Annotated in this window: 22 protein-coding genes and 4 tRNA genes; 23 read left to right on the forward strand and 3 right to left on the reverse strand. The window is 42.3% G+C overall.

Going from position 1 to position 24,595, the window contains the following annotated elements; genetic code table 11:
- Positions 1-47: 47 nt before the first annotated feature.
- Entirely contained in the window at positions 48-827 is a 780-nt protein-coding gene (locus tag HXT41_RS05545) for a hypothetical protein (protein ID WP_162863135.1), read from the reverse strand.
- Between the two features lie 112 nt (positions 828-939).
- The gene (locus HXT41_RS05550; protein ID WP_004574103.1) at positions 940-1,116 is read right to left on the reverse strand and encodes an FmdB family zinc ribbon protein; all 177 of its coding nucleotides are present in this window, start codon (positions 1,114-1,116) and stop codon (positions 940-942) included.
- A gap of 309 nt (positions 1,117-1,425) precedes the next feature.
- Between HXT41_RS05550 and HXT41_RS05555 the strand changes: the two genes are divergently transcribed.
- From HXT41_RS05555 to fdxA, 10 genes are all read left to right on the forward strand, one after another.
- Positions 1,426-2,508 (forward strand): hypothetical protein, encoded by a 1,083-nt coding sequence (locus HXT41_RS05555; protein WP_102703340.1) that lies wholly within the window; start codon positions 1,426-1,428, stop codon positions 2,506-2,508.
- Positions 2,509-2,680: 172 nt separating this feature from the next.
- Positions 2,681-2,974 carry a co-chaperone GroES gene (gene groES / locus HXT41_RS05560; RefSeq protein WP_004114319.1) on the forward strand — a complete coding sequence of 98 codons (294 nt, stop codon included), beginning with the start codon at positions 2,681-2,683 and terminating at the stop codon, positions 2,972-2,974.
- A 193-nt stretch (positions 2,975-3,167) separates the two neighbouring features.
- Positions 3,168-4,265: a histidinol-phosphate transaminase gene (gene hisC, locus HXT41_RS05565; RefSeq protein ID WP_076002616.1), complete on the forward strand. Its 1,098-nt coding sequence runs from the start codon at positions 3,168-3,170 to the stop codon at positions 4,263-4,265.
- A 110-nt stretch (positions 4,266-4,375) separates the two neighbouring features.
- A tRNA-Tyr gene (locus HXT41_RS05570) sits at positions 4,376-4,457 on the forward strand.
- A 1-nt stretch (position 4,458) separates the two neighbouring features.
- Positions 4,459-4,530 (forward strand) — tRNA-Thr (locus tag HXT41_RS05575).
- A gap of 4 nt (positions 4,531-4,534) precedes the next feature.
- A tRNA-Met gene (locus HXT41_RS05580) sits at positions 4,535-4,608 on the forward strand.
- 53 nt (positions 4,609-4,661) lie between these two features.
- Positions 4,662-4,832, forward strand: a complete 171-nt coding sequence (rpmG, locus tag HXT41_RS05585) for a 50S ribosomal protein L33 (RefSeq protein WP_004105548.1) — start codon at positions 4,662-4,664, stop codon at positions 4,830-4,832.
- Between the two features lie 124 nt (positions 4,833-4,956).
- Positions 4,957-6,228, forward strand: a complete 1,272-nt coding sequence (locus HXT41_RS05590; RefSeq protein ID WP_012913815.1) for an FAD-binding protein — start codon at positions 4,957-4,959, stop codon at positions 6,226-6,228.
- A 291-nt stretch (positions 6,229-6,519) separates the two neighbouring features.
- On the forward strand, positions 6,520-8,151 hold the full coding sequence (locus HXT41_RS05595; RefSeq protein WP_064621619.1) for an APC family permease: 1,632 nt from the start codon (positions 6,520-6,522) through the stop codon (positions 8,149-8,151).
- Positions 8,152-8,273: 122 nt separating this feature from the next.
- A complete protein-coding gene (gene fdxA / locus HXT41_RS05600) occupies positions 8,274-8,606 on the forward strand; it encodes a ferredoxin (protein ID WP_004109733.1) in 333 nt (110 codons plus the stop codon).
- Between the two features lie 34 nt (positions 8,607-8,640).
- Here the strand turns inward: fdxA and dinB are convergent, their stop codons facing one another.
- Positions 8,641-9,951 carry a DNA polymerase IV gene (gene dinB, locus HXT41_RS05605; RefSeq protein ID WP_064621618.1) on the reverse strand — a complete coding sequence of 437 codons (1,311 nt, stop codon included), beginning with the start codon at positions 9,949-9,951 and terminating at the stop codon, positions 8,641-8,643.
- A gap of 109 nt (positions 9,952-10,060) precedes the next feature.
- Here dinB and HXT41_RS05610 point away from each other — a divergent pair, with 109 nt between their 5' ends.
- The 13 genes from HXT41_RS05610 (at position 10,061) to rplD (ending at position 24,592) form a co-directional block, all read left to right on the forward strand.
- On the forward strand, positions 10,061-10,993 hold the full coding sequence (locus HXT41_RS05610) for an EamA family transporter (RefSeq protein WP_004105538.1): 933 nt from the start codon (positions 10,061-10,063) through the stop codon (positions 10,991-10,993).
- Positions 10,994-11,105: 112 nt separating this feature from the next.
- A tRNA-Ser gene (locus HXT41_RS05615) sits at positions 11,106-11,192 on the forward strand.
- Positions 11,193-11,500: 308 nt separating this feature from the next.
- Positions 11,501-14,359 (forward strand): peptidase, encoded by a 2,859-nt coding sequence (locus HXT41_RS05620; protein ID WP_415691676.1) that lies wholly within the window; start codon positions 11,501-11,503, stop codon positions 14,357-14,359.
- A 183-nt stretch (positions 14,360-14,542) separates the two neighbouring features.
- Positions 14,543-14,836: a metal-sensitive transcriptional regulator gene (locus HXT41_RS05625; RefSeq protein WP_004109707.1), complete on the forward strand. Its 294-nt coding sequence runs from the start codon at positions 14,543-14,545 to the stop codon at positions 14,834-14,836.
- Between the two features lie 16 nt (positions 14,837-14,852).
- Positions 14,853-15,521, forward strand: a complete 669-nt coding sequence (locus tag HXT41_RS05630; RefSeq protein WP_415691677.1) for a YigZ family protein — start codon at positions 14,853-14,855, stop codon at positions 15,519-15,521.
- Positions 15,522-15,531: 10 nt separating this feature from the next.
- A complete protein-coding gene (locus HXT41_RS05635) occupies positions 15,532-16,158 on the forward strand; it encodes an AbrB family transcriptional regulator (RefSeq protein ID WP_421788627.1) in 627 nt (208 codons plus the stop codon).
- 8 nt (positions 16,159-16,166) lie between these two features.
- Positions 16,167-18,341 (forward strand): 4-alpha-glucanotransferase, encoded by a 2,175-nt coding sequence (malQ, locus tag HXT41_RS05640; RefSeq protein WP_421788629.1) that lies wholly within the window; start codon positions 16,167-16,169, stop codon positions 18,339-18,341.
- 260 nt (positions 18,342-18,601) lie between these two features.
- Positions 18,602-19,051 (forward strand): 50S ribosomal protein L13, encoded by a 450-nt coding sequence (gene rplM / locus HXT41_RS05645; RefSeq protein ID WP_012913824.1) that lies wholly within the window; start codon positions 18,602-18,604, stop codon positions 19,049-19,051.
- Between the two features lie 17 nt (positions 19,052-19,068).
- Positions 19,069-19,557, forward strand: coding sequence for a 30S ribosomal protein S9 (rpsI, locus tag HXT41_RS05650; RefSeq protein ID WP_410310961.1), 489 nt, complete (start codon positions 19,069-19,071; stop codon positions 19,555-19,557).
- 356 nt (positions 19,558-19,913) lie between these two features.
- Positions 19,914-22,619 carry a bifunctional acetaldehyde-CoA/alcohol dehydrogenase gene (gene adhE, locus HXT41_RS05655; RefSeq protein ID WP_116773821.1) on the forward strand — a complete coding sequence of 902 codons (2,706 nt, stop codon included), beginning with the start codon at positions 19,914-19,916 and terminating at the stop codon, positions 22,617-22,619.
- Positions 22,620-22,945: 326 nt separating this feature from the next.
- Positions 22,946-23,254, forward strand: coding sequence for a 30S ribosomal protein S10 (gene rpsJ / locus HXT41_RS05660; protein WP_003808013.1), 309 nt, complete (start codon positions 22,946-22,948; stop codon positions 23,252-23,254).
- Positions 23,255-23,270: 16 nt separating this feature from the next.
- Positions 23,271-23,921: a 50S ribosomal protein L3 gene (gene rplC / locus HXT41_RS05665; protein ID WP_004105519.1), complete on the forward strand. Its 651-nt coding sequence runs from the start codon at positions 23,271-23,273 to the stop codon at positions 23,919-23,921.
- A 5-nt stretch (positions 23,922-23,926) separates the two neighbouring features.
- Complete coding sequence (gene rplD, locus HXT41_RS05670; protein WP_012913826.1) at positions 23,927-24,592, forward strand: 50S ribosomal protein L4; 666 nt, start codon at positions 23,927-23,929, stop codon at positions 24,590-24,592.
- Positions 24,593-24,595: the final 3 nt, after the last annotated feature.

Below are 24,595 nucleotides of genomic sequence, written 5' to 3' on the forward strand. Positions count from 1 at the left end.
TTACCGCTGATTTCTACTAATCGTGTACGTATTCCATGACGGCAATCTCATTGTGACAATTTCATGGCAACAATTGCCAAAGAGGGGTTTTCAGACTGAGCTTGTAATAATCGCAACGCATCTGCAGCAGGCATAGCAAGAGTGGTAGTATTTTGCTGATTTTGTGAAACTTGAGTGCTTTGAGTTATTTGCATTACCGTAACATTATGAACTACGCTAACATAGTGTTCATCAATTTCTGAAATATTGTTTTCTTCAATATCCTGGTTTTTGTTTTTATCGTTATTTTCTACAGTGCTGCTTTTAGATTTTTCGTTGTTGTGACTTTCTGCATTTTTAGAGTTAGAAATTTCTTCATCTTGTACCGGCTTGCTAAAGGCTAGATCAATTTTTTCGCCAGGAAGCAGTGTGTGATCTGCACTAGCTAAATGAATGGTAATAGAAGTGAATCCTTCTGGAATGCGCGGAATTTTACTCAATAGTGTTTGCAAAATTGGCATGCCTTTACGTATTTCGCATGTTGCAATAATAGAAGCATTCGCGCTTATATTATTAGATAGCGCTTGATTAAATACTTTATGCTTAGGCACTCGAACGTATGCAATATCGTTTACGCTAACGCGTGAACCTTGCTGAATATTGTGTTTAGCTACTGCTATAACTTGAGTTTCTTGTGAGTCAATAATAGTTGACACAACGAGTAAAGCCATCATTCCAGCACATAGCACAATAATGATTTTCCGCACGAAAGCGCGTTGCCTCCGCTGCAATAACGCACTATTTTTTGCGTTATTTTGAGATTTAAATAAAGAAAAATTTATGCTCATACCTGCATTTTGAAATATAAAAAATGCAAGAGCAAGAAAAATTGCGCGCTGTGGATAAAACCTATTAGCGCGCAATATTTAAACAATAATTAATATTTATAATTTTACAAAATCATTTATCGGTTCGATAAAAGCCTTTGCCTTTAAAGTTGATTGGAGGAGCAGAGTACACTTTGTGCACTGCATCTTTTCCGCACTGAGGGCAAATGGTAATAGGGTCATCTGAAAATGATTGATGTTCTGAAAAATCGTATCCGCATTGCTTGCAACGATAATGATAAGTAGGCAAAAGTCCCTCCGAAGTTACACGAGCACATAAGTAGCAGCTTACTGTTCCTTCACATATCCTAGTACATACTATGACAGTTATTATAGGTGTTAAATTTGCTTAGTGAATGATTGCGGCACAGCATATTGTGTGATGTCGCGCGCAATAATCCCACATTTTGGCGACACGCCGAAATGTTTATGTTGCTACACATCCTATGACTTCTTTATATTAATACTTATGGGTTATGAATCGGTGAGTGCGGTACTCGTATTAGTCATCCTTGTAGCCTTATGGTTCGGGTGGTTGCCTAAACGCACGGTTAACGGCATGAAGTCTATGCTTGAACATCGCGAGGATAGGTTTTCACCAACACTTCATCTTGTAGGTGAGTGGAGTACTGCGCGCATTTGCGACGGTACTAGTATGTTGGCAAAAGGGGCTTGTATGCAACCGACACAACAAAAACGAACATTAACTCCTGAATATATTGCGCGCATTCGCGCTGCTAGGCGTGCTGCAATACGCCGTCGTTGTGTGTTGGTAGTTGCGCTTGCTGCCTTGACTTTTGTCGTATTCTTAGCAGGATGCTCTGGTATATTTTCTCCAGTTTTTGCTCTTATTCCTGGAGCTATATTGGCAGTAGTGCTTTATTTTGGAGCTCGTGCTTCTAAGCATGCTCGTGCTTGGGAGGCGCGTATTGCAACAATGCGCGCTGCTTCGAAATGCAAAGCTGAGGATGAGCTGTGCGAACGCCATAATAGTGCTGTTATACGCCAGTTGAAAGATTATTCTTCTGCATCTGATTCTGATTTTAATGGAGAAATCAACAGTAGTGATGCGATTTCTCAAAACGACAGTGCTGAATATTCTGTATCTCAGACTGTAGTGCCTGTTCGAAATGATGCGTCTCGTGACAATACTGAAACTTCGGTTATGGAGCAGAGCGAAATTCGTGTTGCGTTACATCGTGCGGAGCAAGAGCGCAATGCAGCGTTGCGTGAGCGTTTGTATAAAGAAGAATCTGAATCTAAAGAGTCTAATATCGTTGAGACGGAAAAGAAAGACGCATACGATTCTTCTAACGCTTTTGTGGCTTCGGAGCAAAACTATCAGTCTAATCAAGATTTAATTTCGTTCTCGCTTGATTCACAAACTAAGTCTGATTCAGGTAATGCTAATTTAGCATCTCGTACTCCAGAAAGTTTGGAAATTAAGTCAACTAAGCAAGTAGTTAAAGCTGTACCAGTTGCTAATGTTGATAATGCCGATGACGCTGCTAATTTTGCTGCTACAAACTCTTCTCAGTTCCACGAAAAAGAAAAAGTAAGCGAAGTGGATGCTCCAGAGAGTTCTGAAGACTCACTCGGCGTGGCAAATTTGCATGATGTTCTTGCTCGTCGAAATGCATGATTTAAGAGTTTTATAAAAATTTTCTTAAAAGATTAGCACTCGAGTTGTTAGAGTGCTAAATTCGCGGTATTATGAGGCATAGAACGTAAGTGCGGTTGCGGACGTGATCGTCAGCCTCGTCGGATTGTTTCTTGCGTACGAAATAGTATCTCTTATGAAAGGGGTGGCAACAGTGTCGATTAAGCTCACACCGTTGGAGGATAAGATTATTGTTAAGCAAGCTCAAGCGGAAACTCAGACTGCTTCTGGCTTGTATATTCCAGATAATGCCAAGGAGAAGCCACAGCAGGGTGAAGTTCTTGCCGTAGGTCCTGGTCGTCGCGACGATAAGGGCGAGCGCATTCCTATGGATGTTAAGGTTGGAGACAAGGTTCTTTATTCCAAGTACGGCGGAACTGAAGTGCATTATGAAGGTGAGGACTACTTAATCGTGTCTTCTCGCGATGTGCTTGCAATTCTTGGCTAGTATTTAGCCGGTTGAAACAATAAAACTTACGCTGGAAATGACGGAAACGTTGTTCCCAGCGTTTTTTATTGCGGTACGTAAGAATGTCTGTGGAATATTTAGATAGGCGGCAGAAACTTTACGCGGTTGTAAGGTTTTGGTCGGATTTTTGCTATTGCACAGTTAAGGCATGTGTGGAGTATGATGGAGAAGTATGACATACAAACACCGCAATATTGTAGATACAATTCCTAGCTACAAGCAGGGTAAGCCAGCTCCTAAATTAGACGGCATTCGTGCGTATAAGATTTCTAGTAACGAAAATCCTTATGAGCCTTTGCAAAGCGTAAAAGAAGCGATCTCAAATCGCGCTCTTAATGTAATAAACCGTTATCCTAATATGCGTGGCACAGAAGTTGTTGAAGAACTTGCTAAGCGTTTTGGTGTGACTGCAGACGAAGTCGTGCTTGGTTGCGGCTCTACGGAAGTTATTACGCAGCTTGTTGACTTGGTTGCAGGTCCGGGAGATGAGGTCATATACCCTTGGAGAAGCTTTGAAGCTTATCCGATTATTGTGACTGGAGCTGGTGCTACAAGCGTTCAGATTCCTAACCGTGCTGATGGTTCCCATGATGTTGACGCTATGATTGCAGCTATTAGCGATCGCACGCGTTTGGTTATTTTGAATAATCCTAATAATCCAACTTCTGCTTCACTTAGCGAGGAGGAAGCTCGCAAGGTATTAGATGCTGTGCCAAGCGACGTTCTTGTACTTATTGACGAAGCTTATGTGCAGTTTAACACAGCAAAAGGCACTGCAAATGGTATAAAACTGTACCATGAGTATCCAAATGTAGTTGTTGCTCAAACGTTCTCCAAGGCTTATGGATTGGCAGGTTTGCGCATTGGTTATGGTATTGCTCCGGCTGAAGTCGTAGACGGTATGCGTAAAGTTGCTGTGCCATTTGGAGTGTCTCAAATAGCGCAGGTCGCAGCTTTGGCTTCTTTGGAAGATGACGCAAGCAAGGAGATGAGTACTCGTGTTGCATCTCTTGTTGCTGAGCGTGAGCGCATTCTTGAAGCTTTGCGCGAGCAAGGTTGGAATATTGAAGATGCGTATGCAAACTTCTTCTGGATGCCATTTGGGGCAGATACCGAGCGGGCAACAGAACATTTTATTGCTGCAGGATTGTCTGTTCGCGCTTTTGCTGGTGAAGGTATTCGCATTAGTATCGGCGAGCGCGAGGCTAATGACAGGGTTTTGACAGTTTGCGAAAATTTAAAAAAAGAAGGTTTTTCGCTAAATAACTAGCTTTTTGCATAAAAGTTTTGCTTTCGGCGTGTCTTAATCTTGCATTAGTCGCGATTTCGTGGCAAAATAACAAAGTTGCCGTTTGAAGTTCACTTCTTACGGAGACTGCTGGCGGGTTTCCCAAGTGGTCAAAGGGAGCTGACTGTAAATCAGCCGCTTCGTGCTTCAGTGGTTCGAATCCACTACCCGCCACGCCTCGATAGCTCAGTGGTAGAGCACTTCCTTGGTAAGGAAGAGGTCGTGAGTCCGATTCTCACTCGAGGCTCTCTGGCGGGGTAGCTCAGCTGGCTAGAGCGTACGACTCATAATCGTAAGGTCAAGAGTTCGAGTCTCTTCCTCGCTACAACGGCCAGTAGGAGACTGGCTGGCCAATAATGAATTGTAGAGGTGAACGAAATGGCAAGCAAGAGCGCCGACATCCGTCCGGGCATTACGATGGCATGCACGGAGTGCAAAGAGCGTAATTACATCACGACGAAGAATCGTCGCAATACGCCTGATCGTCTTGAGTTGAACAAGTTCTGCCCACGCTGTGGCAAGCATACGCTTCATCGCGAGACTCGCTGAATCTTCAGCTTACTGCGCTCACGATTTTGGCTTGTTTAAGCTTATTGCTAGTTGCGCAGATTTTATGCTTATTACCCCGCTTAATGCGGGGTTTTTGTTATTTATTGCTGTTAATATTTAAACCATGAGTATGCAAGCATCTTTAGTAAATAATCCATCCTTTGCAGATATAACAACTGTTGGCGTAGGTGGCAAAATTGCGCGTTTTATAGAGCCAAAAAGTCGCGTTGCTGTTATTGAAGCGGTAGAAGATGCTGATGAGCTTGGTCTGCCTTTATGCGTTATCGGTGGCGGCTCTAATATGCTTGTTAGCGATGAGAACTTCAATGGCGTTGTTGTGCGAGATGCTAGACGTGATATTCATGTGCTTGATGAAGCAGCACCTTCAGAAGATGGCATTGATTTGCAAAGTGGTGCTCATTTAGTGCATATCAATGCTGAAGCTGGTTGTAATTGGGATGATTTTGTTTCCCATACAATTTCTCTTGGCTTAGAGGGTGTAGAAGGTCTTTCTGGCATACCTGGCACTGTTGGGGCTTCTGTTGTGCAAAATATTGGCGCTTATGGTCAAGAAGTATCTCAAAGTGTTACTTCCGTAGAAGTCTGGGACCGCAAAACAAAATCAACTATGGAGTTGCAGAAGGATGCTTTAAATTTTGGGTATCGCACTTCATTGCTTAAAAAAAGCATGTACTCTTCAGTAGGAGTTCCTGCGGACTCGTATTTTCCTACTCCTCGTTACGTTGTGCTGTCTGTTACTTTTTGTTTGAAACATAATTCAACCGGCATTGTCTCTCATTCGCAATTAGCTAATGCTTTGCACGTAGAATTGGGTGAGCGCATGCAAACAGCAGCAATACGTCGTGAAGTTTTGCGCGTTCGTGCCTCTAAAGGCATGCTTGAGGATGCTTCTCGTTACGATAAGCTGTGGATGCGTGGTACAAAGTGTGCTGAAGGTGTTGAATTTGCTTTGCGATTGCAAAGTGAAGACTATGTTACTGGCGAATTTTTAGAGGGCGATAATATTTACAGTGATCGTCATAGTTGCGGTAGTTTCTTTATGAATCCAATACTTAGTACTAGTGAAGCCGATACTTTGCCAGAAGATGCTCCTAAATTTGATGCAATTATGCAAGATGGATCGCATGGTATAAAGACTTCTGCAGCTTGGCTTATTGACCATGCTGGATTCCATAAGGGTTTTAGGCTTATAGAAAATGGGAAACCTTCGCCTGCGGGGCTTTCTTCATTGCATACTTTGGCACTTACCAATCGTAATAATGCTTCTTGTGACGATATTGCAAATTTGGCAAAAACTATTATCCGTGGTGTGCAAAGTAAGTTTGGTGTAACGCTTATTCCTGAACCTGTTGTAATAAATATTTCTATAAACTGAAAATTTTACGAATATGATGCGTTTTATGCAGTAATATATAAGTTTATTATTTAAATTTTCACAAATAATAAAGGAACACACGGTAAAACTACCGTGTAAGCAATGTTTTGTGTAATATTTACCTACATTATCTATATAAATTTTTTTATTTAATTACATTTACAGGAATAAATAAAGAAAATTAAGTAGAAATTTTATATAGGTGAAGTCGCAACTGTTTCGCAAATTTGTTGATGCGCTTCTGATTGCGGCATACCTTTATACCTATACCTCAACGAAAGTGCGTTTATTATGCAAATATGGAGAAAAAAGTCTGTTGAACAGACTATCGCTGAGACTATGGATGGTGAACGCCATCTTAAACGTACATTAAATGCTTGGGATTTGGCAGTTATGGGTGTTGCTGTCGCTGTTGGTGCCGGTATTTTCTCTGTTGGTGCTCAGGCTGCAGCATTTCATGCTGGTCCTGCTGTAATTATTAGCTTTATTATTGCAGGCATTGTATGCGGTTCTGCTGCAATGTGTTACGCAGAATTTGCTTCTATGATTCCAGTTGCTGGATCTGCTTATACGTTTACATATACTACAGTTGGTGAGCTTATTGCTTGGATTATTGGCTGGGATATGATCCTAGAAATGCTGATGGCTGGCTCAGTAATTTCAAAGTATTGGGGCGTTTATCTTAACGATTTAATGAAGCTTTTCGGTTTGAATATGACCACAAGTTTTAACTTAGGTGGTTTCACTATTGATGTTGCTCCGATTATAATCGTTGCATTCTTTACAACTATGCTTGTCCTTGGAACTAAGCTTTCTGCACGCTTCGACGGCGCTTTAACAATCTTGAAGATTGGTATCGTTCTATTCGTGGTTGTTGTGGGCTTCTTCTACATTAAAGCTTCCAACTTTACGCCATTTGTGCCACCTGCAACCGACGCTGCAAGTGTAAAGGGAATAGAAGTCTCTGGGGTTATGGCACAGCCTTTGTGGCAGTGGGTAACAGGCATGCAGCCAGCTGTTTATGGCGTTCCAGGTATTCTTTCCGGCGCGGCTCTCGTGTTCTTCGCATTCATCGGTTTTGATGTTGTTGCAACAACAGCAGAAGAAACTAAGGATCCGCACAAGAACATTCCACGAGGTATTGGTCTTGGATTGTTTATTGTTACTGTTCTTTACATCCTCGTCGCAGTTGTAACAACTGGTATGGTTTCCTACAAGGATTTGGCAAAGCAAGCCGCTCCTTCGCTTTCTACAAGTTTCGAACTTGTGGGTGCTACTTGGGCTGCAAAGATTATTTCCCTCGGTATTGTTATTGGTTTAACAACCGTTGTGATGGTGCTTTTGCTCGGTCTTACGCGCATTATCTTCGCTGTGAGCCGCGATGGCTTGCTTCCACGTAGCTTCTCTAAGGTAAGCAAGCGTGGTATTCCTGCAAGACTTCAGATTGTTGCTGGTATTGTTGTGGCAGTCGTTGCTTCCACTCTCGATATTGGCATTCTTTCCGACATGGTGAACATTGGTACGCTTTCTGCATTCCTGCTTGTTTCTGCTGGTGTGCCGATTATGCGTATGCGCAGACCAGATTTGCACCGTTCATTTAGCGTTCCTGGCAATCCATGGCTTCCGCTGTTTGCAGCGCTTTCTACATTCTGGCTCATGCTTAACTTGTCTGTATTGACTTGGATTCGTTTTGCAGTGTGGCTGGCAATAGGCTTTGCGGTGTACTTCGGCTACTCTTACCGCAATTCTTTGCTTGGCAGGCAGTTGCGTAAAGCTAAGCAGCTCGGTGTTCCGGTTGAAACTTTGTTTGCTCAAGATGCTGCTGCTGCAGAGAAGGTAGCTGAAGGAGAAACAGAGGAGCAGGCTCGTGCAGAAGCTCAAGCTGAGGCGACTGCTGCAGCCTCGCAAGATAGTCAAAATTAATAAATTATTTATTTAGCAAGAAGTCGGCATACGGTTATATCGCATGCCGACTTTTTGTGTCATAGACTTTTCAAAAATGTTCTATAATAGAAAAGTTGCATAAAAGCAGAAAGGAGGGCGTTATGCCATATGTAATCGCAGAGCCTTGCGTTGATGTAAAAGATAAAGCGTGTGTAGATGAATGCCCTGTAGACTGCATTTATGAAGGCGATCGAACGCTTTATATTAACCCAAACGAGTGTGTGGATTGTGGAGCTTGTGAACCGGCTTGCCCAGTAGAAGCTATTTTTTATGAAGATGATTTGCCAGAAGACTGGGAGTGGTATCGCGATGCTGCGGTTGATTATTTCGACAAGCTCGGAGATTTGGGAGGAGCTACAGATGCTGGAGCTTCCGGATGGGATGAAGCTCGCGTTGCAGCCTTGCCTCCGCGTTCAGATAAAGCAAGTAATTAATTATTTGCAAAGTATTATTTAATGTGGCGCGAGTTTACAATCCAATGTGGGCAGCGTTGTTGCCGTATTTTTTGCGAACGGCATCTAAAGCGTGTTCTGCGTGACGCAATCTAGTATTTTTATTCATTGTGGACATGATGTTTTGTGTAGGATTTTTAGATTCGCGAGTATTTTCCTCCAGAATATCGTTTAGAGAAGGCTGAAGTGAAACTTTGTTTGCTGGCACAAGATTATTCGCTGTAACACCAGCTAAACGAACTGGGCTTAAAAGCTTTGTGTTATTGCCTCCAAGAATGTAATTATGCACAGTTGGATTAGCTTTAGAAAGCAAAACAACGACATGCTCGTAAAACTCGTGTGTTGAATCAGTTGCGTTTTGCAAAGTAGAAGATCTAGTAACATAATGCAAGTCGCCAAAGCGTAGTTTTAACGTTATAGTGCGTGCCATAAGTTTTCTGTTTCGCAACTGTTGAGTTACTTCGCTGCAGCATTGCTGTAGTAATTGTTTAACAGCATTCTCGTTCGTGGTATCTGTATCAAGAGTTCGCTCAGTTCCAATGGATTTTTCAGGGGCATGTGCAGTCACAGTGCGCTCGTCTATGCCCCTAACTGATTGATATATCATTCTTGCTAAGATTTGCGAACCCGTTATGCGAGTAAGCGTTGCTTCGTCAACATTTTTAAGCGACGCAACAGTAGATAAGCCCCAATCCTCAAGCTTATGTATTAAAGATGAGCCAATTCCTGGTATTGCGCGCAATGGCATTATTGACACAAAATCTTCATTACATTTTTGCGGAATAAGAAGCATTCCGTTAGGTTTTGCGTTAGTTGAAGCCATCTTTGCAATAAGTTTATTGCTGGCAATGCCAACCGAGCATGTAATATGATACTTTTCAAATACTTCTTTTCGTACCCAAGTTCCAATATTTACAGGCGATTTCCACTGTAATAAAGCCGATTTAACATTCATATAGCATTCGTCAACAGAAACTTTTTCAACTTGATTAGTAATATGCAAAAAAATATTTTCAAAAATACTTTTGGAAACGCTTGAATAGTAAGGAATGTCAACTGGCAAGAAAACTCCTTGTGGACAAAGATTTCTAGCTTTAACAACGGGCATAGCGGAATTAACGCCGTAAGCGCGCGCTTCGTAGCTTGCTGCAGAAACAACAGCGCGATTGCCTGTGCCGATAATAAGCGGCTTTCCTTTAAGCTCCGGGTGTCTTGCAACTTCTAAAGAAGCATAAAATGCATCCATGTCGACATGAAGTATGTTACAACCTGAGGTGTCGTGCCCCCAATCACGTTTCGCTGCTTGTACTCTCGGTGCTGTACTCATAAGTTTATAATAGAACAAACGTTCGATTTTATGGAAAAAATTTGTGGATTAAACTAATGTTTTTGTAAAAAAGCGTATGTCGAATCAATATTCATGTAGGGTTGTTGCTATGAAGCAATTTGTCGTCAATCTTTTACATCGCATGCCTGTGCTGCTTATTATCGTCATTGAGGCTTCAATGGTGTATACAGCAACTTCTGTTGCAAAAGTAGCTTTTAGCCAATTGGATCCTCTGTATGCAGTGTGGTATCGCGTAGGATTTATGACATTGTTGCTTTTGGCTTGGAGAAGACCATTTTCTCGCAGCAAACGTAGTCTTTTGCCAAAAACGCTACGAGAATGGGGGATTGTTGCAGCTGTTGGCGTGTCGTTAGTTGCTATGAACACTATGTTCTATGTTGCTATTAGTTGCATGGCTGTTGGTGTTGCGGTAACTATAGAATTCATAGGTCCCTTGCTTGTAGCTGTTATTACAGGTCATGAATGGCGAGAGCGTGTGGGAATTGTGATTGCTGTTTGTGGCATTATGCTGTTAGCTAGCGCTTCTATACATAGTTCAGTAAGCCCGCATTTTCTAATTGGGTTATTCGCCATTCTTGTTGGCGGTTCAATGTGGGGCCTATATATTGTTTCAGGTCGCATGTTGGCAAAAAGTTCGCACGCTATTGATCGTGTAAGTGTTGCAGCTCTTATTGGTTGGCTGTTGCAATCTGTTGTTCTTGCTGTTCCTGCAGTGCAGCATGTTATTTCGCCTAAACCAGAAGCTACTTGGGCTGCTCGCCCTGGTGGTTCTTTTGCTTTACTTGCGTTAATGTTGGTTATTGCAATATGTGCTTCTTTCTTCCCAACTTTGCTTGATCAGGTTTTATTGAAACGTGTTACTTCTGCAAAATACTCTGTTATGCAAGCGTTGTATCCTGCAATCGCGGTTATTATTGGAATGGGATTTGGTGAAATTCCAACATTGACTGATATTGCAGGAATAATTCTTGTTATGTTTGCTGTAGTTGTAACGTTTTCTGGAGATCACAATCCTGTGTAGCACTGGATATTGTTATATTAAATGTTATCTTAAAGTGTGTCGCCAAGCTTGTTTACAGTCCTTAAGAGGTGCTATAGTGTCAATCTGTTGCTGTTATGTACAGTAAACAAGTGGAGTCATGCCTGAGTGGCCGATAGGGGCACCCTGCTAAGGTGTTAGTCGTGTAAGCGGCTCGAGAGTTCGAATCTCTCTGACTCCGCGGATTACTCCGGATTGCTTTTTGCAGTCCGGAGTTTTTGTTTTTTTTAAAAATCTCCACATGAAAAAATTGGGTAAGCGGCGGGTAAACGGCAAAAATTTAGGCAAGAGATTTAAGCAAAATTGTGGATTTGTGCATAACTTTTATCCAAATACTACCTTTTAACCACAATACTAAAAAAATATTTACGCAAATCTTTTCTAAAGTCATAGTTGATGTCATGAGCGCTTACTCTAGTGTTCAATGCAAATAGAAAATTATTCTCATAATTCGCTATTGCATTAAGGGTTGGGTTAAAGGAGATTTTTATGGAAACATATTTGGGGAAGCATACTAATTTTAGTTGTGCGAATAAATTGCGAAACCTCATGAAACAAAAAAATATTCGCAAAATGTTGGCATTGTTTACTTCCGCAGTACTAGTTCCTTCGGTGCTTTGTTCGCAAATTGCTATGGGATCTGTCGATAAATTAACGGGTTATTATTACAAAAAGTCGAATACTGTTGAATGGCTAAGCGAAAAGATTGCAAGGCTAAGGCTCGGTCCTGTTACGGATAAGTGGGAGGGTAGAAAGAATTCTATTTTTTGCATGGAATCTTCCGTGTTTATAGATTACAAAGGCAATATTAAGCAGATGAATGGTGAAGATTATCGTATTGCTGCAAATATTATTAAAACGCACAACAACAATGACGATGATTTAACTCAGGCTGCTTTGGCGTTTATGATTCATAATCATTTTGATATTAATCAAGATAGATGGAAGGAGGCTGTTGAAAACGGATTTGTAGACGTTGAAACAGAAACTTTAAGGAATAAGGCAGATAAGTTGTGGCAGCAGGGTGTTAAAGAAACTCCGGTTAAGGCTGTGCTAAAAAATGATTACACTAAGGGCAAGCGCATTGGCGTAATGCATATTAGTCTGCAAAATTCTAATGGAGATTCTTTAGGAGGAGTACCTATTAAAGTAAAATCCTCAAATAATCTTATTAAATTTGCTAACGGATCTGAGTCTTTTGAAGGAAAATCTAAAAAAGAAGGTTTAGATATTACTTGGAACGCACTTGATGCTGGAAACGCTCGAATTGAAGTTTCTTTTAACGCTCCAAAAGCTGAACGTTTATTCTCTCCAGATGGTCAAGATGTGATTAGATCTTTTGAAAATACATGGTATCCGCAAGATTTTTCTTTTGGTGTAGAAAAAACTTTCCAGCCGTTACTTAAGTCGAAAATATCAAAGCATGAGCTGCGTGCAGGAGAGCAGGTAGATAGTACTGTAACTAGCAGTGTTGCAGGAAATGATTCTTGGCCAGAAAATGTTCGTCTTCGCGCGCAAGGCTACTATTTTGTAGGTTCAGCTGAAGATATTTTGCATATTCAACAGCGAAATAGTGGTGAATCTGCTAAAGAGTACTTGAATCGCATGCGTTCTATGCCTAATTTGCGCCAAGTTGCTGCGGCTAAAGCTAATTTCTCTAATTCTGGCGAAACTATAACTGCAGTAGCAAAACGCGCTAATGGCGATATTACAGCATCTGATCTTGATAAAGCAGAAGCTTATAAAGTAAATGATTTAGAAGCAGGTTTGTTTGGCACATGGGTTTGGATTATTTCTCGCGATTCTCAGAATAAATCTGACCGAGAGTTTCTGAAAGATGATGTTGTGCAGCTATTTGGTTCTACAGACACTACGGCTGTTCATCAAGCAACCGTGAGCTCAGATATTGTTGCTAAGCAGCAAACTGTTGGGCTTAATACGGAAATTGTTAATGAGATTACTGTAAGAGGTCTTCCTGAAACTTACGGATCTTTTAAGGGAAATAACAGTTACGGCTTTAATGAAGATAAAAAAGCGCATATTCGCGTTTGGTGGGCTGGTGCAGGTAGCGAAAATCCTACTAAAAAAGACAACGAAAATTATATGCCGGGATCTAAAGGCGAGCCGTCTTATCAAGAGCCAAAAGAAGATAGTCATCATCGTTTGATTGCAAAGTGGGATGTTCCTGCAGTTAATGGCGTGTACAAGATTGGCAACGGAAATATTACGCTTAGACCTATTGCTGGAACTGATAGGTCTACTACTGAGCCGAAAGTTTTGGAAAATAACGTGCATATTCGCGCTAATAAAAATAGTGAGTCAGGATGGTATGTGTTTGTTTATGATTTTCCTGGTTCTTCACGCGCTTTAGCTCATAAATCCGCGTATGACGGATTGTGGAGTCGTGCCTTAGTTGAACCGGATGTTTTAACTACCCCTGTATCTGTTACAACTAGAGTAAGCGATGAAAAAGTTAAGGCTGGTGAAAAGTTCCACGATAATGCTCGTATTACTGGCACGTTGCCAAAAGGAAGTTACGTAGTGTTTAGTGCATACGAGTATGAAGATGGTAAGGGGAATAAGAGTGATTCTAATGGAGCTAAATGTAGCGATGCTAAGAATGGTGACGCTAAGAATGGCGATGCTAAGAATGGCAGTGATTCTGAAACTAAGGAGATTAAGAAAGCTAAGAAAGCTAAGGAAGCTAAGGAAACTAAAGAGACTAAGGAAACTGTAATATCTGCTGAAATTGAGAAAAAAATGCCTCAATCTCGCGTAAATATTACAAATAAACAAGCTGAAGAAAGTAAAAAGTCTTCTATTTCTGTAAGTTCTGCAGATATTACATTAGATCATGAAGGAACTGTTTATTGGAAAGCTGAAGTTTACGATGCTCAGGGTAATCCTTTAGCAACTCACGCATTGGGTGTAGAAGGAGAGACTGTGCAAGTTTCCGGCGGCGAGGATCGTTCTAAGAATGATGAAAATGAGGAGAATAATAAAGAAAACAAAGAAAATGTAGAAGAAAATCATAGTAAAACTGGCAGTGATGATTCAACTGATTCGAAAAATGATGTGAATGATAATGCTTCCAATCAACACGACAGCACAAATAGCAACGAAAATGCTAATAAGAATTATGTTAATCGAAGTAATACAATTCCAACATCGCTTGCTGTTACTGGTGCTTCTTCAATAACTGTGATACTTCTGGCTGTTATTACGTTAACCTTTGCTTCAGGTTTATCGTTAGGTCGTTTTTCATCTATAGTTCCTAAGCATGGGAGAATGTCTGGTGGAGCGCGACATGGCGGGATTCCTCCAATGAGGCGTCGGTTAGTGAAATAGTGCATTTTTAATGTAGAATATTTGGCGCGTTAGTCTATTGAGATTTTTTTGAAGTAGATTAACGCGTCATTTTGCAATAAATAATACGATGATGCATAATATAGATACAACGATTTATTGTATTAATTTATATATGATGTTATAACCTTTATGTGGTTGTGTAATTGATAAATCGGAGTAACGATGAAAAATTATGATATTGATAAAGAAAAACTGATAGTACGCATGCATCGAGTACAAGGTCAGCTTGCAGCAGTCAATACTATGATTGAAAACGATGCGAAGTGTCAAGATGTTCTTATGCAGCTTTCCGCTGCAACTGCTGCTTTACATTCTTTAGCAGTGATAGTGGCAAGGGAACATGTCAATAAAGAAATACATGAATCTGTAAAAATTGGTACCGAAGAAGGTGCCGATGCAGCAATGGAAGATATTTCTGGTATCATTGACAGGTTATTGCGTTACGAAAAAGCGTAGTATTGGGTAGTATCTAGTGACTAATTCGCATAATATTCTGCACACTGTTCGTCAATTGCAATCGCAGCCTTTCGAGGCTTCTTTCGTAGAGAAAAAATCAGAGTTTATTGGATGCATTTGTCATATTGATAATCTTGACGATGCTGCGGAATTTATGCAATCAGTGCGTTTTAAGAATCCTAAAGCTCGCCATGTTGCGTATGCTGCAATTTGTGGCTCGTCGAAAGCTCAATTGCATGAGCGCATGAGTGACGATGGTGAGCCAACTGGAACAGCAGGAAAACCAATATTAGATGTACTTAGATCGTCAAATTTAACAGATTGTGTAGTAACAGTAACGCGATATTTTGGTGGTATTTTGCTTGGAGCTGGTGGTCTAACCAGAGCTTATGCGCGTGCAGCAAGTATGGCAGTAGAATCTGCGCAAATAGTTGATATTATTACGTGCACTCGTTTTACTTGCAAGTTGCAATATCAACAATTGCGAATGTTGCAGCATATTGTAAGCCAAATGGAAGGCATAATTGACAACGAAATTTATGGTGCTGAAATTTCTCTTAATATTGCTATTCCAACTTTAAAATCACAAGAATTTCTTGATATGGTTCAGAATGCTTTTTCTGGAAGTGTTGTGCCGGAAGCAGATGGTACTCTAAGTAATAAGCTGATAGATACTAAGCGTTAAAGGTGATTTCATGGAAAAGACTAATGAAAAAACAAACACTATTGACGATTCATCTTATGAACCTTTAACTGCTGTATATGAGCATTTACGACATAGCGAAGATTCAGCTGAGCTTCATGAATTTGCTAGGAGAGAATTACCGGATCGATCAGACCAAGCGGCATTTTCTAGAGCCACCTCCTTGCTTGAAGCAGTTGCAGGTAATATCAATACTCCAGAAGAAGACCGTATTTATTTAGCTACAGAAATGCCTTTCCCAAACATATTAGTGAAACTTTCTGAAGATTCTGCTGATAAAGTACGTTTGGCTGTTGCTGAAAATAAAAATGCTAAAAATTGGTTAGTTGGAAGACTTACTAAAGATTCATGTAACGCAGTTCGAAATGCTGCATTATGCAATCCAAAAGCTTCTTGGAAAATGCGTTTAGAGGGTGCGCAATCGGATGGCATAAGTGTTGAAACATTGAAATATCTCGCCTCCCTTGGTGTTAGTGCAGAAGAAAACGCTCCAATTGTATTAGCTTCCATGGTACGAAGAGCTGTTGCGCTAAATCCTGGTGTTCCACAAAATGTGCTGCAAGAACTATGCAACGATAAATCTGAAGATGTATCATCAGCGGCGCGCAGTCGTTGCTAACGCGAATAATGGAGCGTATGGATAATACAACAGATGAAGAAGTAGCAATGAAGCCATTACACCGTCTTGCTGAATTAATGGGCGTTGGCGTGAGTTTTATTGGTTCGGATAATCAAAAACACGAGATTCAAGATAACGTATTAGTTTCTGTCTTAGGCGCATTAGGCGTAGATGCTTCCACAAATGAGACAATAGAAAGATCTACAAACGACGTTTTAGCGTATCGACACGGTCGTATTGTTGCTCCAACAGTTTTGCACACTGTTGGCAAATGTGATGAAGTTACAGTTAATACGGGAATATTAGAATACCCAGTTGCAACATTGACATTGGAAAATGGTGAACAATATAAAGGCGATTTAACTATTGTTCCTAACGAAAATGATGTTGCATACCCTGTAAATGGAAAATTTGTTGCAACATCTCTTATAAAAATTCCTGAAGATGTGCCAATGGGTTATCACACATTGCGTGTGATAGTTGGTGAGAGACAAGAAGAAGCAACACTTATTAGTGCTCCAGAAAGCATTGATACGCTGAATTCCTTAGAGTCCAATGGAGAACAGCTTTGGGGATGGATGGCACAACTTTACTCAATCCGTTCTTCGAAGTCTTGGGGTGTTGGTGATTTTGCTGATTTGGCGACTCTTCTTACTGAAGCTAAGCAAAAAACTGGCGCTGACTTTGTGTTAATAAACCCAATGCATGCAGGTGAGCCTATAACTCCGCTTACTCCATCCCCATACCTGCCGGTTGCTCGAGGAATGGTAAACGTAACGTATATTAGCCCAGAAAGTATTCCTGAGTACGAAACGTTAAATGATAAAACTCGCAAAGAAATTGAAAAGCTTCATGGACAGGTTGAGCCGCTTAACAATGACGCGCAAATAATAGACCGTGATTCCATGTGGCGTGTAAAAATGCGTGCATTGTGGCTGATTTTCAAGGCTGGTATGTCTGAAAATCGCGCTCGCATTTTTAATGAGTTTAAGCATGAGATGGGTGACAGGCTTGAATCTTATGCCACTTGGTGCTTGTGCTACGACAAGTGGGGTGTTCCAAAGGGTGACGATTGCTGGGAGAAAACTCTTACTAAGGATTCTGAGCAAGTTCGCGAATTAGCTAATCGTTTCCCAGATACTCTTGAGTTTTATCGTTGGCTTGAGTGGGTTGCTTTTACGCAATTGCATGATGCTCAAGTTGCTGCACGTAAAGCTGGTATGAAAATCGGCATTATGTCTGATATGGCTGTTGGCGTGCATCCTGCAGGATCTGAAGTTTGGTGGAATCCGGAGAGATTTGCTAACGGAGCTACTGTTGGCGCTCCACCTGATTACTTCAATCAGCAAGGTCAAGATTGGTCTCAGCCACCTTTGCACCCATTTGAGCTTGAGCGGACTGGTTTTAAAACATACCGAGATATGGTTCATGGAATGTTTGCTTCAGCAGGTGCTGTTCGCATTGACCATATTCTTGGACTTTTCCGCTTATGGTGGATTCCAGAAGGTTCAGCTCCAAGTGGCGGTGCTTATGTTTACTACGATGCTGATATTATGCTTGGCATTTTGGCAATTGAAGCCGCTCGTGCTCACGGTGTAGTTGTTGGCGAAGATTTGGGTGTTTTGCCCGCAAATGCTTTGGAAGTGTTGCGCAAGAAGGCTGTGCTTGGTTGCACGGTTGAATGGTTCGAAGAGCGTGACGGCGAATTCCGTACTCCAGACAAGTGGCGCGAAATGACGCTTGCATCTGTAAATACGCATGATTTGCCTCCTGCTGCCGGCTATTTGCGCTATGAGCAAGTTAATATTCGTGAGCGCTTGCACTTGCTTACTGGTTCTGTTGAAGAATTCCGCGCTGGAGCTGAGGCAGAGCATCGCGCTATGATGCGAATGTTGGTCAAAGGTGGTTATTTGGATGCTCAGTTGCTTGAGGATGAGGATGCTCATACTCAGGAGATTGTTGAAGCATTGTACCGCGCTTTGAAGGCTGCTCCTTCCAGATTGTTGGCTGCTTCTTTGGTCGATGCAGTTGGAGAGTGTCGTGTGCAAAATCAGCCTGGAACGAATGACGAGTATCCGAATTGGCGTATTCCATTAGCTGATGGTGAAGGCAATCCTGTGTCCTTGGATAATATGTTTGATTTGCCTCGAGTGCAGTCGCTTTCTGCGATTATGAATGCATAACATTTTGTGATTTATTTTGTTTGACAATTTGTTTAGCAATTTGTTTTGTATTCGTCTCAGCCTTATATAAAATAGACACTTGCAAGTAGTCGCCACTTGGCGATATACTTGCAGATTGTTGTGTTTCCCTAAGGGGTCCTTCAAAGCGCTTTTCCCACTCGCCATCGAGGACTTTCAGGGAGCCCACGGATTATGAGTAAAATATTTTCTATAAACCAAGAAGATATACGCTCGAAACACAATAGAGAAAAGGTACGATTGTGAAGACTTTCACACCGAAACCAGCAGATTTAACTCATGACTGGTACATCATCGATGCCACTGACGTGGTACTTGGTCGTTTGGCCTCTCAGGTAGCAATCTTGCTGCGTGGTAAGAATAAGCCAACGTTTGCTCCTCATGCTGATTCTGGCAATCACGTTATTATTATTAACGCTGAAAAGATTGCTTTGACTGGCAATAAGTTGAGCAAGGAACTGTATTCCCACTCTGGTCGTCCGGGCGGCCTTCGTCGTGATAGCTATGCAGAGCTTTTGGAAAGGAATCCAAAGCGTATTATCATGGCTGCCGTTAAGGGTATGCTTCCAAAGAATCGTCTTGCTAAGGTGCAGCTTGACCGTCTTCGTGTGTTCACCGGAGCTGAGCATCCGCACACTTCGCAGAAGCCACAGGTCTTCGAGATCGCTCAGGTCTCTCAGCAGGCTAAGTGAGATCAAGGAGAATAGATATGGCAGAAAATAACAACTCCGCGGTTCTTGAGAACGAAGAAGAACTGACTAGCTACACCACTGAAACCAATGCTGGTGCAGGCACTGGTACTTCCGCCATCGAGCCAGGCTACGGCACTGGTCGTCGTAAGGAAGCTGTTGCTCGCGTGCGTTTGGTTCCTGGCTCCGGTAAGTGGACTATCAATGGTCGCACTTTGGAGGAGTACTTCCCATCTCGTTTGTTGCAACGCGAAGTGAATTCACCAATCGTGTTGCTCAAGCTTGAAGGCAAGTTTGATGTTGTAGTCCTCGTTGACGGTGGTGGTACCACTGGTCAAGCTGGTGCTATTCGTTTGGGTGTTGCTCGTGCATTGAATACTATCGATCGCGATGCAAACCGTGTTGCTTTGAAGAAGGCTGGCTTCTTGACTCGTGACGCTCGCGTTGTGGAACGCAAGAAGGCTGGTTTGCACAAGGCACGTCGTGCACCTCAGTTCTCGAAGCGTTAAGTTTCGCGAATTTATATTTACAAATGGCTCCTGGTTTTGCTGGGAGCCATTTTTGTATTTTTTATTATTTATTAAATTTGTTGAGTAAATGTTATAAATAGTGTGTAATTATCTGTCAAAATTGACATTCTAGAAAAATTTATCTATTAATCGAACATAAATCATTACAAAAAAGAACAAATAACGAACAATAGAGGATAAAGCTCGCTCATAAATAGCGCAACTCGCTTCAAAGATGCGAAAGTACAGCAAAGAGACTAAATTGTGACTTGTATCACATATTTAGCGGTGAATACTAAATTAGTTTGTTCATAAGTCTATTGATACCGCTGGTGGAACTATCGAGGAGGATACTCATGGTTGAGGCACAACACCAAGCCGAAACTGGCAAAACTGCTAGTGCTGATGACATTGCGTTAGCTGCTCAAAATGAAGTTGATAAACTTGTTGAAAAAGCAACTGTCGCTTTGAATGAGTTTGAGAAGCTTAATCAGCAGCAAATTGATCATATTGTTGCTAAAGCTTCAGTGGCAGCGTTGAATAAACATTTGGTTCTTGCAAAGATGGCTGTTGATGAAACAGGTCGTGGTTTAGTAGAAGATAAAGCTACAAAAAATATCTTTGCATGCGAACATATTACGCATTATCTAGCAGGTCAAAAAACAGTTGGTATTATTCGCGAGGACGATGTTCTCGGAATTGACGAAATAGCTGAACCGGTTGGTATTGTTGCAGGCGTCACTCCAGTTACAAACCCAACTTCTACAGCTATTTTTAAGTCGCTTATTGCACTTAAGACTCGTTGCCCAATTATTTTTGGATTCCATCCTTTCGCGCAAAAGTGCTCTTCTGAAGCAGCTCGAATTGTTCGCGATGCTGCTGTGGCTGCAGGCGCGCCAAAAGATTGCATTCAGTGGATTGAGCATCCTTCAATTGAAGCTACTGGTGCATTGATGAAACATCCAAAGATCGCAACTATTCTTGCAACAGGCGGTCCTGGAATGGTTAAGGCGGCGTATTCTTCAGGAAAACCTGCTCTTGGTGTTGGTGCTGGAAATGCTCCTGCATATGTCGATAGTGATGTTGATATTGTGCGTGCTGCAAATGATTTGATTCTTTCAAAGCATTTTGATTACGGAATGATTTGTGCAACAGAGCAAGCAATTATTGCGCATAAGGATGTATATGAGCCATTGCTTCGCGAATTGAAGCGCAGGAAAGCATATTTTGTTAACGCTGACGAAAAAGCTAAGCTTGAACAATATATGTTTGGATGCACTGCATATTCTGGAAATACGCCAAAACTTAATTCTGTTGTTCCTGGTAAGTCTCCGCAATATATTGCGCACGAAGCTGGATTTGAAATTCCAGAAGATGCTGTGATTTTGGTTGCAGAGTGCAAAGAAGTTGGCGAAATGGAGCCGCTTACTATGGAAAAGCTCGCTCCTGTACACGCAATGCTTCGCGCAGAAAATAAGGAACAAGGCTTCAAGATGTGTGAACAGATGCTTGTGCATGGAGCTGGTCACACTGCTGTAATTCACACAAATAATCAAGATCTTGTGCGCGAATATGGTGTTCGTATGCATGCTTGCAGAATTGTTTGGAATTCTCCTGGATCTCTTGGTGGCGTTGGAGACATTTACAACGCGATTGCTCCTTCGCTTACTCTTGGATGCGGATCTTATGGTGGAAATTCCGTTTCTGGCAACGTACAAGCTATAAATCTTCTTAATATTAAGCGTATTGCACGAAGGAATAATAATATGCAATGGTTCAAGATTCCGGCTAAAACTTATTTTGAGCCGAATGCTATTCGTTATTTGAGAGATATGTACGGCGTTGAGCGCGCAGTTATTGTGTGCGATAAAGTTATGGAGCAACTTGGCGTAGTCGATAAGATTGTTGATCAGCTTCGTGCTCGAGATAATCGCGTTAGCTTCCGTATTATTGATTATGTTGAGCCTGAGCCAAGCGTTGAAACAGTTGAGCGTGGCGCAGCAATGATGCGTGACGAATTCCAGCCAGACACAATTATTGCTGTTGGTGGCGGTTCTCCAATGGATGCTTCTAAGATTATGTGGCTTATGTACGAGCATCCGGAGATTTCTTTCGCTGATTTGCGAGAAAAGTTCTTCGATATTCGTAAGCGCGCATTTAAGATTCCGCCTCTTGGTAGCAAAGCTAAGCTTATTTGCATACCAACTTCTTCCGGAACTGGTTCTGAAGTTACGCCTTACGCTGTTATTACAGATCACAAGACTGGATACAAGTATCCTATTACGGATTACGCTTTGACTCCAACGGTCGCAATAGTCGATCCTGTTTTGGCTCGTACTCAGCCGCGTCGATTGGCGTGCGATTCTGGTTTTGATGCTTTAACTCATGCTATGGAAGCTTATGTTTCTGTTTACGCAAATGATTTTACGGATGCTATGGCTTTGCACGCTTCGAAACTTATTTGGGAAAATCTCAACGATTCTGTGAATTGTGAAGATTCTCAGCGCAAGATTGAAGCAAAAGAAAAAATGCATAATGCAGCTACTATGGCTGGAATGGCGTTTGGTTCTGCATTCTTAGGAATGTGCCACGCTATGGCTCATACTATTGGTGCTTTGTGCCACGTTGTACACGGTCATACGAACGCAATTTTGCTGCCTTACGTTATTCGTTATAACGGTCAAATTCCGCAAGAGCCAACTAGCTGGCCAAAGTACAACCGCTATATTGCTCTTGAGAGGTATCAGGAGATCGCTAAGAATCTTGGTGTAGATCCTGGTAAAACTCCTGAAGAAGGCGTTGAAAATCTTGCTCGTGCTGTTGAAGAGTATCGAAATGAAAAGCTTGGCATGGACGCTTCGTTTAAGGCTTGTGGCGTAGACGAAGAGTACTACTGGTCGATACTTGACAATATTGGCATGCGTGCTTACGAAGATCAGTGTGCGCCTGCAAATCCTCGCATTCCACAAATTGAAGATATGAAGGATATTGCTATTGCTGCATATTATGGTGTTTCTCAAGAAGAAGGCCATCGCATGCGCTTGGAGCGTGAAGCGGCGTAATTATTTGCATATCTAGTTAATAATGGCAGAAGCTCAACTATAATTGTAGTTTCTGCCATTTTTTGTTGGAAAATAGCCGACACGCCCGGTTTTTAATAATCGAAGGTTGATGGTTTAATTACTTAGTTGCCTGTTTTAAGGCTCGCATATTGTAATTAAAAAAAGCGAGCGCGGAAGCAAAAACTTTGAATCGAAATTTTTTTTTGTATGAATAGGTTTCTGATGCCGCGCACTGATGTGGAATTACCCTAGGGGTTTATTCTCGCCGGTGCCCTTGAATTCAGGTTGGTAAACAGTAAACGAATCGCTAGAAAGGGCGGACGGCAATGGCGGGACAGAAAATCCGCATCAGGCTTAAGTCCTATGACCATGAGGTCATCGACCAATCGGCGAAGAAAATCGTCGAGACGGTGACGAACGCGGGCGCCACAGTGGTGGGTCCGGTTCCTCTGCCGACCGAGAAGAACGTGTTTGTTGTTATCCGTTCTCCTCATAAATACAAGGATTCTCGCGAGCATTTCGAGATGCGCACTCATAAGCGTCTCATTGACATCGTAGATCCAACGCCAAAGGCTGTGGATTCTTTGATGCACATTGACCTGCCTGCGGATGTAAACATCGAGATCAAGCTGTAGGAAGGGGGAGAAAGTAATGTCGCAGAATAAGAATCGCACTGCATTGCTCGGCCGCAAGCTGGGTATGTCGCAGGTTTGGGATGAAAACGGCTTCTTCGTCCCCGTAACTCTGGTTGAAGTTGCTACTAACGTAGTTACCGCTGTAAAGACTGTAGAGTCTGACGGTTATTGCGCAGTACAGCTCGGTTACGGCCAGATTGATCCTACCAAGGTGACTAAGCCATTGGCTGGTCATTTTGCAAAGGCTGGTGTAACTCCTCGTCGTCACCTCGCTGAGGTGCGCACCGAGAACGCGGCAGATTATCAGCCAGGTCAGGAATTGACTGCTGAATTGTTCGCTGAGGGTTCTGAAGTAGATGTCACTGGCACTACCAAGGGTAAGGGTTTTGCTGGCACTATCAAGCGTTGGGGCTTCAAGTCCTATCGTCGTACTCACGGCTCGCACAAGAACGAACGTCGCCCAGGTTCTGTGGGCGCTTGCGCAACTCCAAGCCGCATTTTGAAGGGCAAGCGTATGGCTGGTCGCATGGGTCATGTGACTTCCACCGCGCTTAACCTCACCATCGTTTCTTCGGATGTCGAGAACGGCATTCTCGCTATTAAGGGCGCTGTTCCAGGTCCTAAGGGCGCAATCGTTCTCGTCCGTTCGGCAGTGAAGGGAGCCTGATAATTATGGCAAACGTAACTCTGAACGTCACTGATACTAAGGGCAATGCAAACGGAACCGTTGAAGCTCCTGCTGAAATTTTCGGCATCTCCAACGAAGACGTTTTAGCTCACGGTCCACTGGTTCATCAGGTCGTAATCGCTCAGCTTGCTGCTGCTCGTCAGGGCACCCATGCTGTGAAGAATCGTGCTAATGTTTCCGGCGGCGGTAAGAAGCCATGGAAGCAGAAGGGCACCGGTCGTGCTCGCCAGGGTTCCATTCGTGCTCCTCAGTGGGTACATGGTGGCGTTGTTCACGGTCCAGTTCCTCGTAAGTACGATCAGCGTACCCCGAAGAAGATGAAGGCAGCTGCTCTTCGCTACGTTCTTTCGGATCGTGCAAATGCTGGACGTATTGCTGTAGTTGACTTTGGTATTAAGGATGTTCCATCCACCAAGACAGCTGTTGCAGCACTTACTCCTGTGACCAATAACCAATTCACTACTGTTGTTCTTTCTCGTGAGAACATCAATGAGTGGATGTCTGTACGCAACATTCCAACTGTTCACGTGATCTTCGCTGATCAGCTCAACACTTACGATGTTGTTACAGCTCAGTACGTCGTCTTCTCCAAGGAAGGCTTCGAAGCCTTCGTTGCTGCTAAGACCGAGCCTGTCGTTAAGGAGGCCTGATTT

Source organism: Gardnerella sp. DNF01189, from assembly GCF_049244195.1.
In the GTDB taxonomy this organism is placed as follows: Bacteria; Actinomycetota; Actinomycetes; order Actinomycetales; family Bifidobacteriaceae; genus Bifidobacterium; species Bifidobacterium swidsinskii.

Bases quoted from the DNA above. Each gene is read 5' to 3' on its own strand.
- rpsI (WP_410310961.1), top strand. From the start codon at position 19,069: ATGGCAGAAAATAACAACTCCGCGGTTCTTGAGAACGAAGAAGAACTG.
- HXT41_RS05595 (WP_064621619.1), top strand. From the start codon at position 6,520: ATGCAAATATGGAGAAAAAAGTCTGTTGAACAGACTATCGCTGAGACT.
- HXT41_RS05635 (WP_421788627.1), top strand. From the start codon at position 15,532: ATGGAAAAGACTAATGAAAAAACAAACACTATTGACGATTCATCTTAT.
- rplC (WP_004105519.1), top strand. From the start codon at position 23,271: ATGTCGCAGAATAAGAATCGCACTGCATTGCTCGGCCGCAAGCTGGGT.
- malQ (WP_421788629.1), top strand. From the start codon at position 16,167: ATGGAGCGTATGGATAATACAACAGATGAAGAAGTAGCAATGAAGCCA.
- adhE (WP_116773821.1), top strand. From the start codon at position 19,914: ATGGTTGAGGCACAACACCAAGCCGAAACTGGCAAAACTGCTAGTGCT.
- HXT41_RS05625 (WP_004109707.1), top strand. From the start codon at position 14,543: ATGAAAAATTATGATATTGATAAAGAAAAACTGATAGTACGCATGCAT.
- rpsJ (WP_003808013.1), top strand. From the start codon at position 22,946: ATGGCGGGACAGAAAATCCGCATCAGGCTTAAGTCCTATGACCATGAG.
- hisC (WP_076002616.1), top strand. From the start codon at position 3,168: ATGACATACAAACACCGCAATATTGTAGATACAATTCCTAGCTACAAG.
- HXT41_RS05590 (WP_012913815.1), top strand. From the start codon at position 4,957: ATGAGTATGCAAGCATCTTTAGTAAATAATCCATCCTTTGCAGATATA.
- HXT41_RS05620 (WP_415691676.1), top strand. From the start codon at position 11,501: ATGGAAACATATTTGGGGAAGCATACTAATTTTAGTTGTGCGAATAAA.
- HXT41_RS05610 (WP_004105538.1), top strand. From the start codon at position 10,061: ATGAAGCAATTTGTCGTCAATCTTTTACATCGCATGCCTGTGCTGCTT.
- dinB (WP_064621618.1), bottom strand. From the start codon at position 9,951: ATGAGTACAGCACCGAGAGTACAAGCAGCGAAACGTGATTGGGGGCAC.
- HXT41_RS05555 (WP_102703340.1), top strand. From the start codon at position 1,426: ATGAAGTCTATGCTTGAACATCGCGAGGATAGGTTTTCACCAACACTT.
- HXT41_RS05545 (WP_162863135.1), bottom strand. From the start codon at position 827: ATGAGCATAAATTTTTCTTTATTTAAATCTCAAAATAACGCAAAAAAT.
- rpmG (WP_004105548.1), top strand. From the start codon at position 4,662: ATGGCAAGCAAGAGCGCCGACATCCGTCCGGGCATTACGATGGCATGC.
- rplD (WP_012913826.1), top strand. From the start codon at position 23,927: ATGGCAAACGTAACTCTGAACGTCACTGATACTAAGGGCAATGCAAAC.
- fdxA (WP_004109733.1), top strand. From the start codon at position 8,274: ATGCCATATGTAATCGCAGAGCCTTGCGTTGATGTAAAAGATAAAGCG.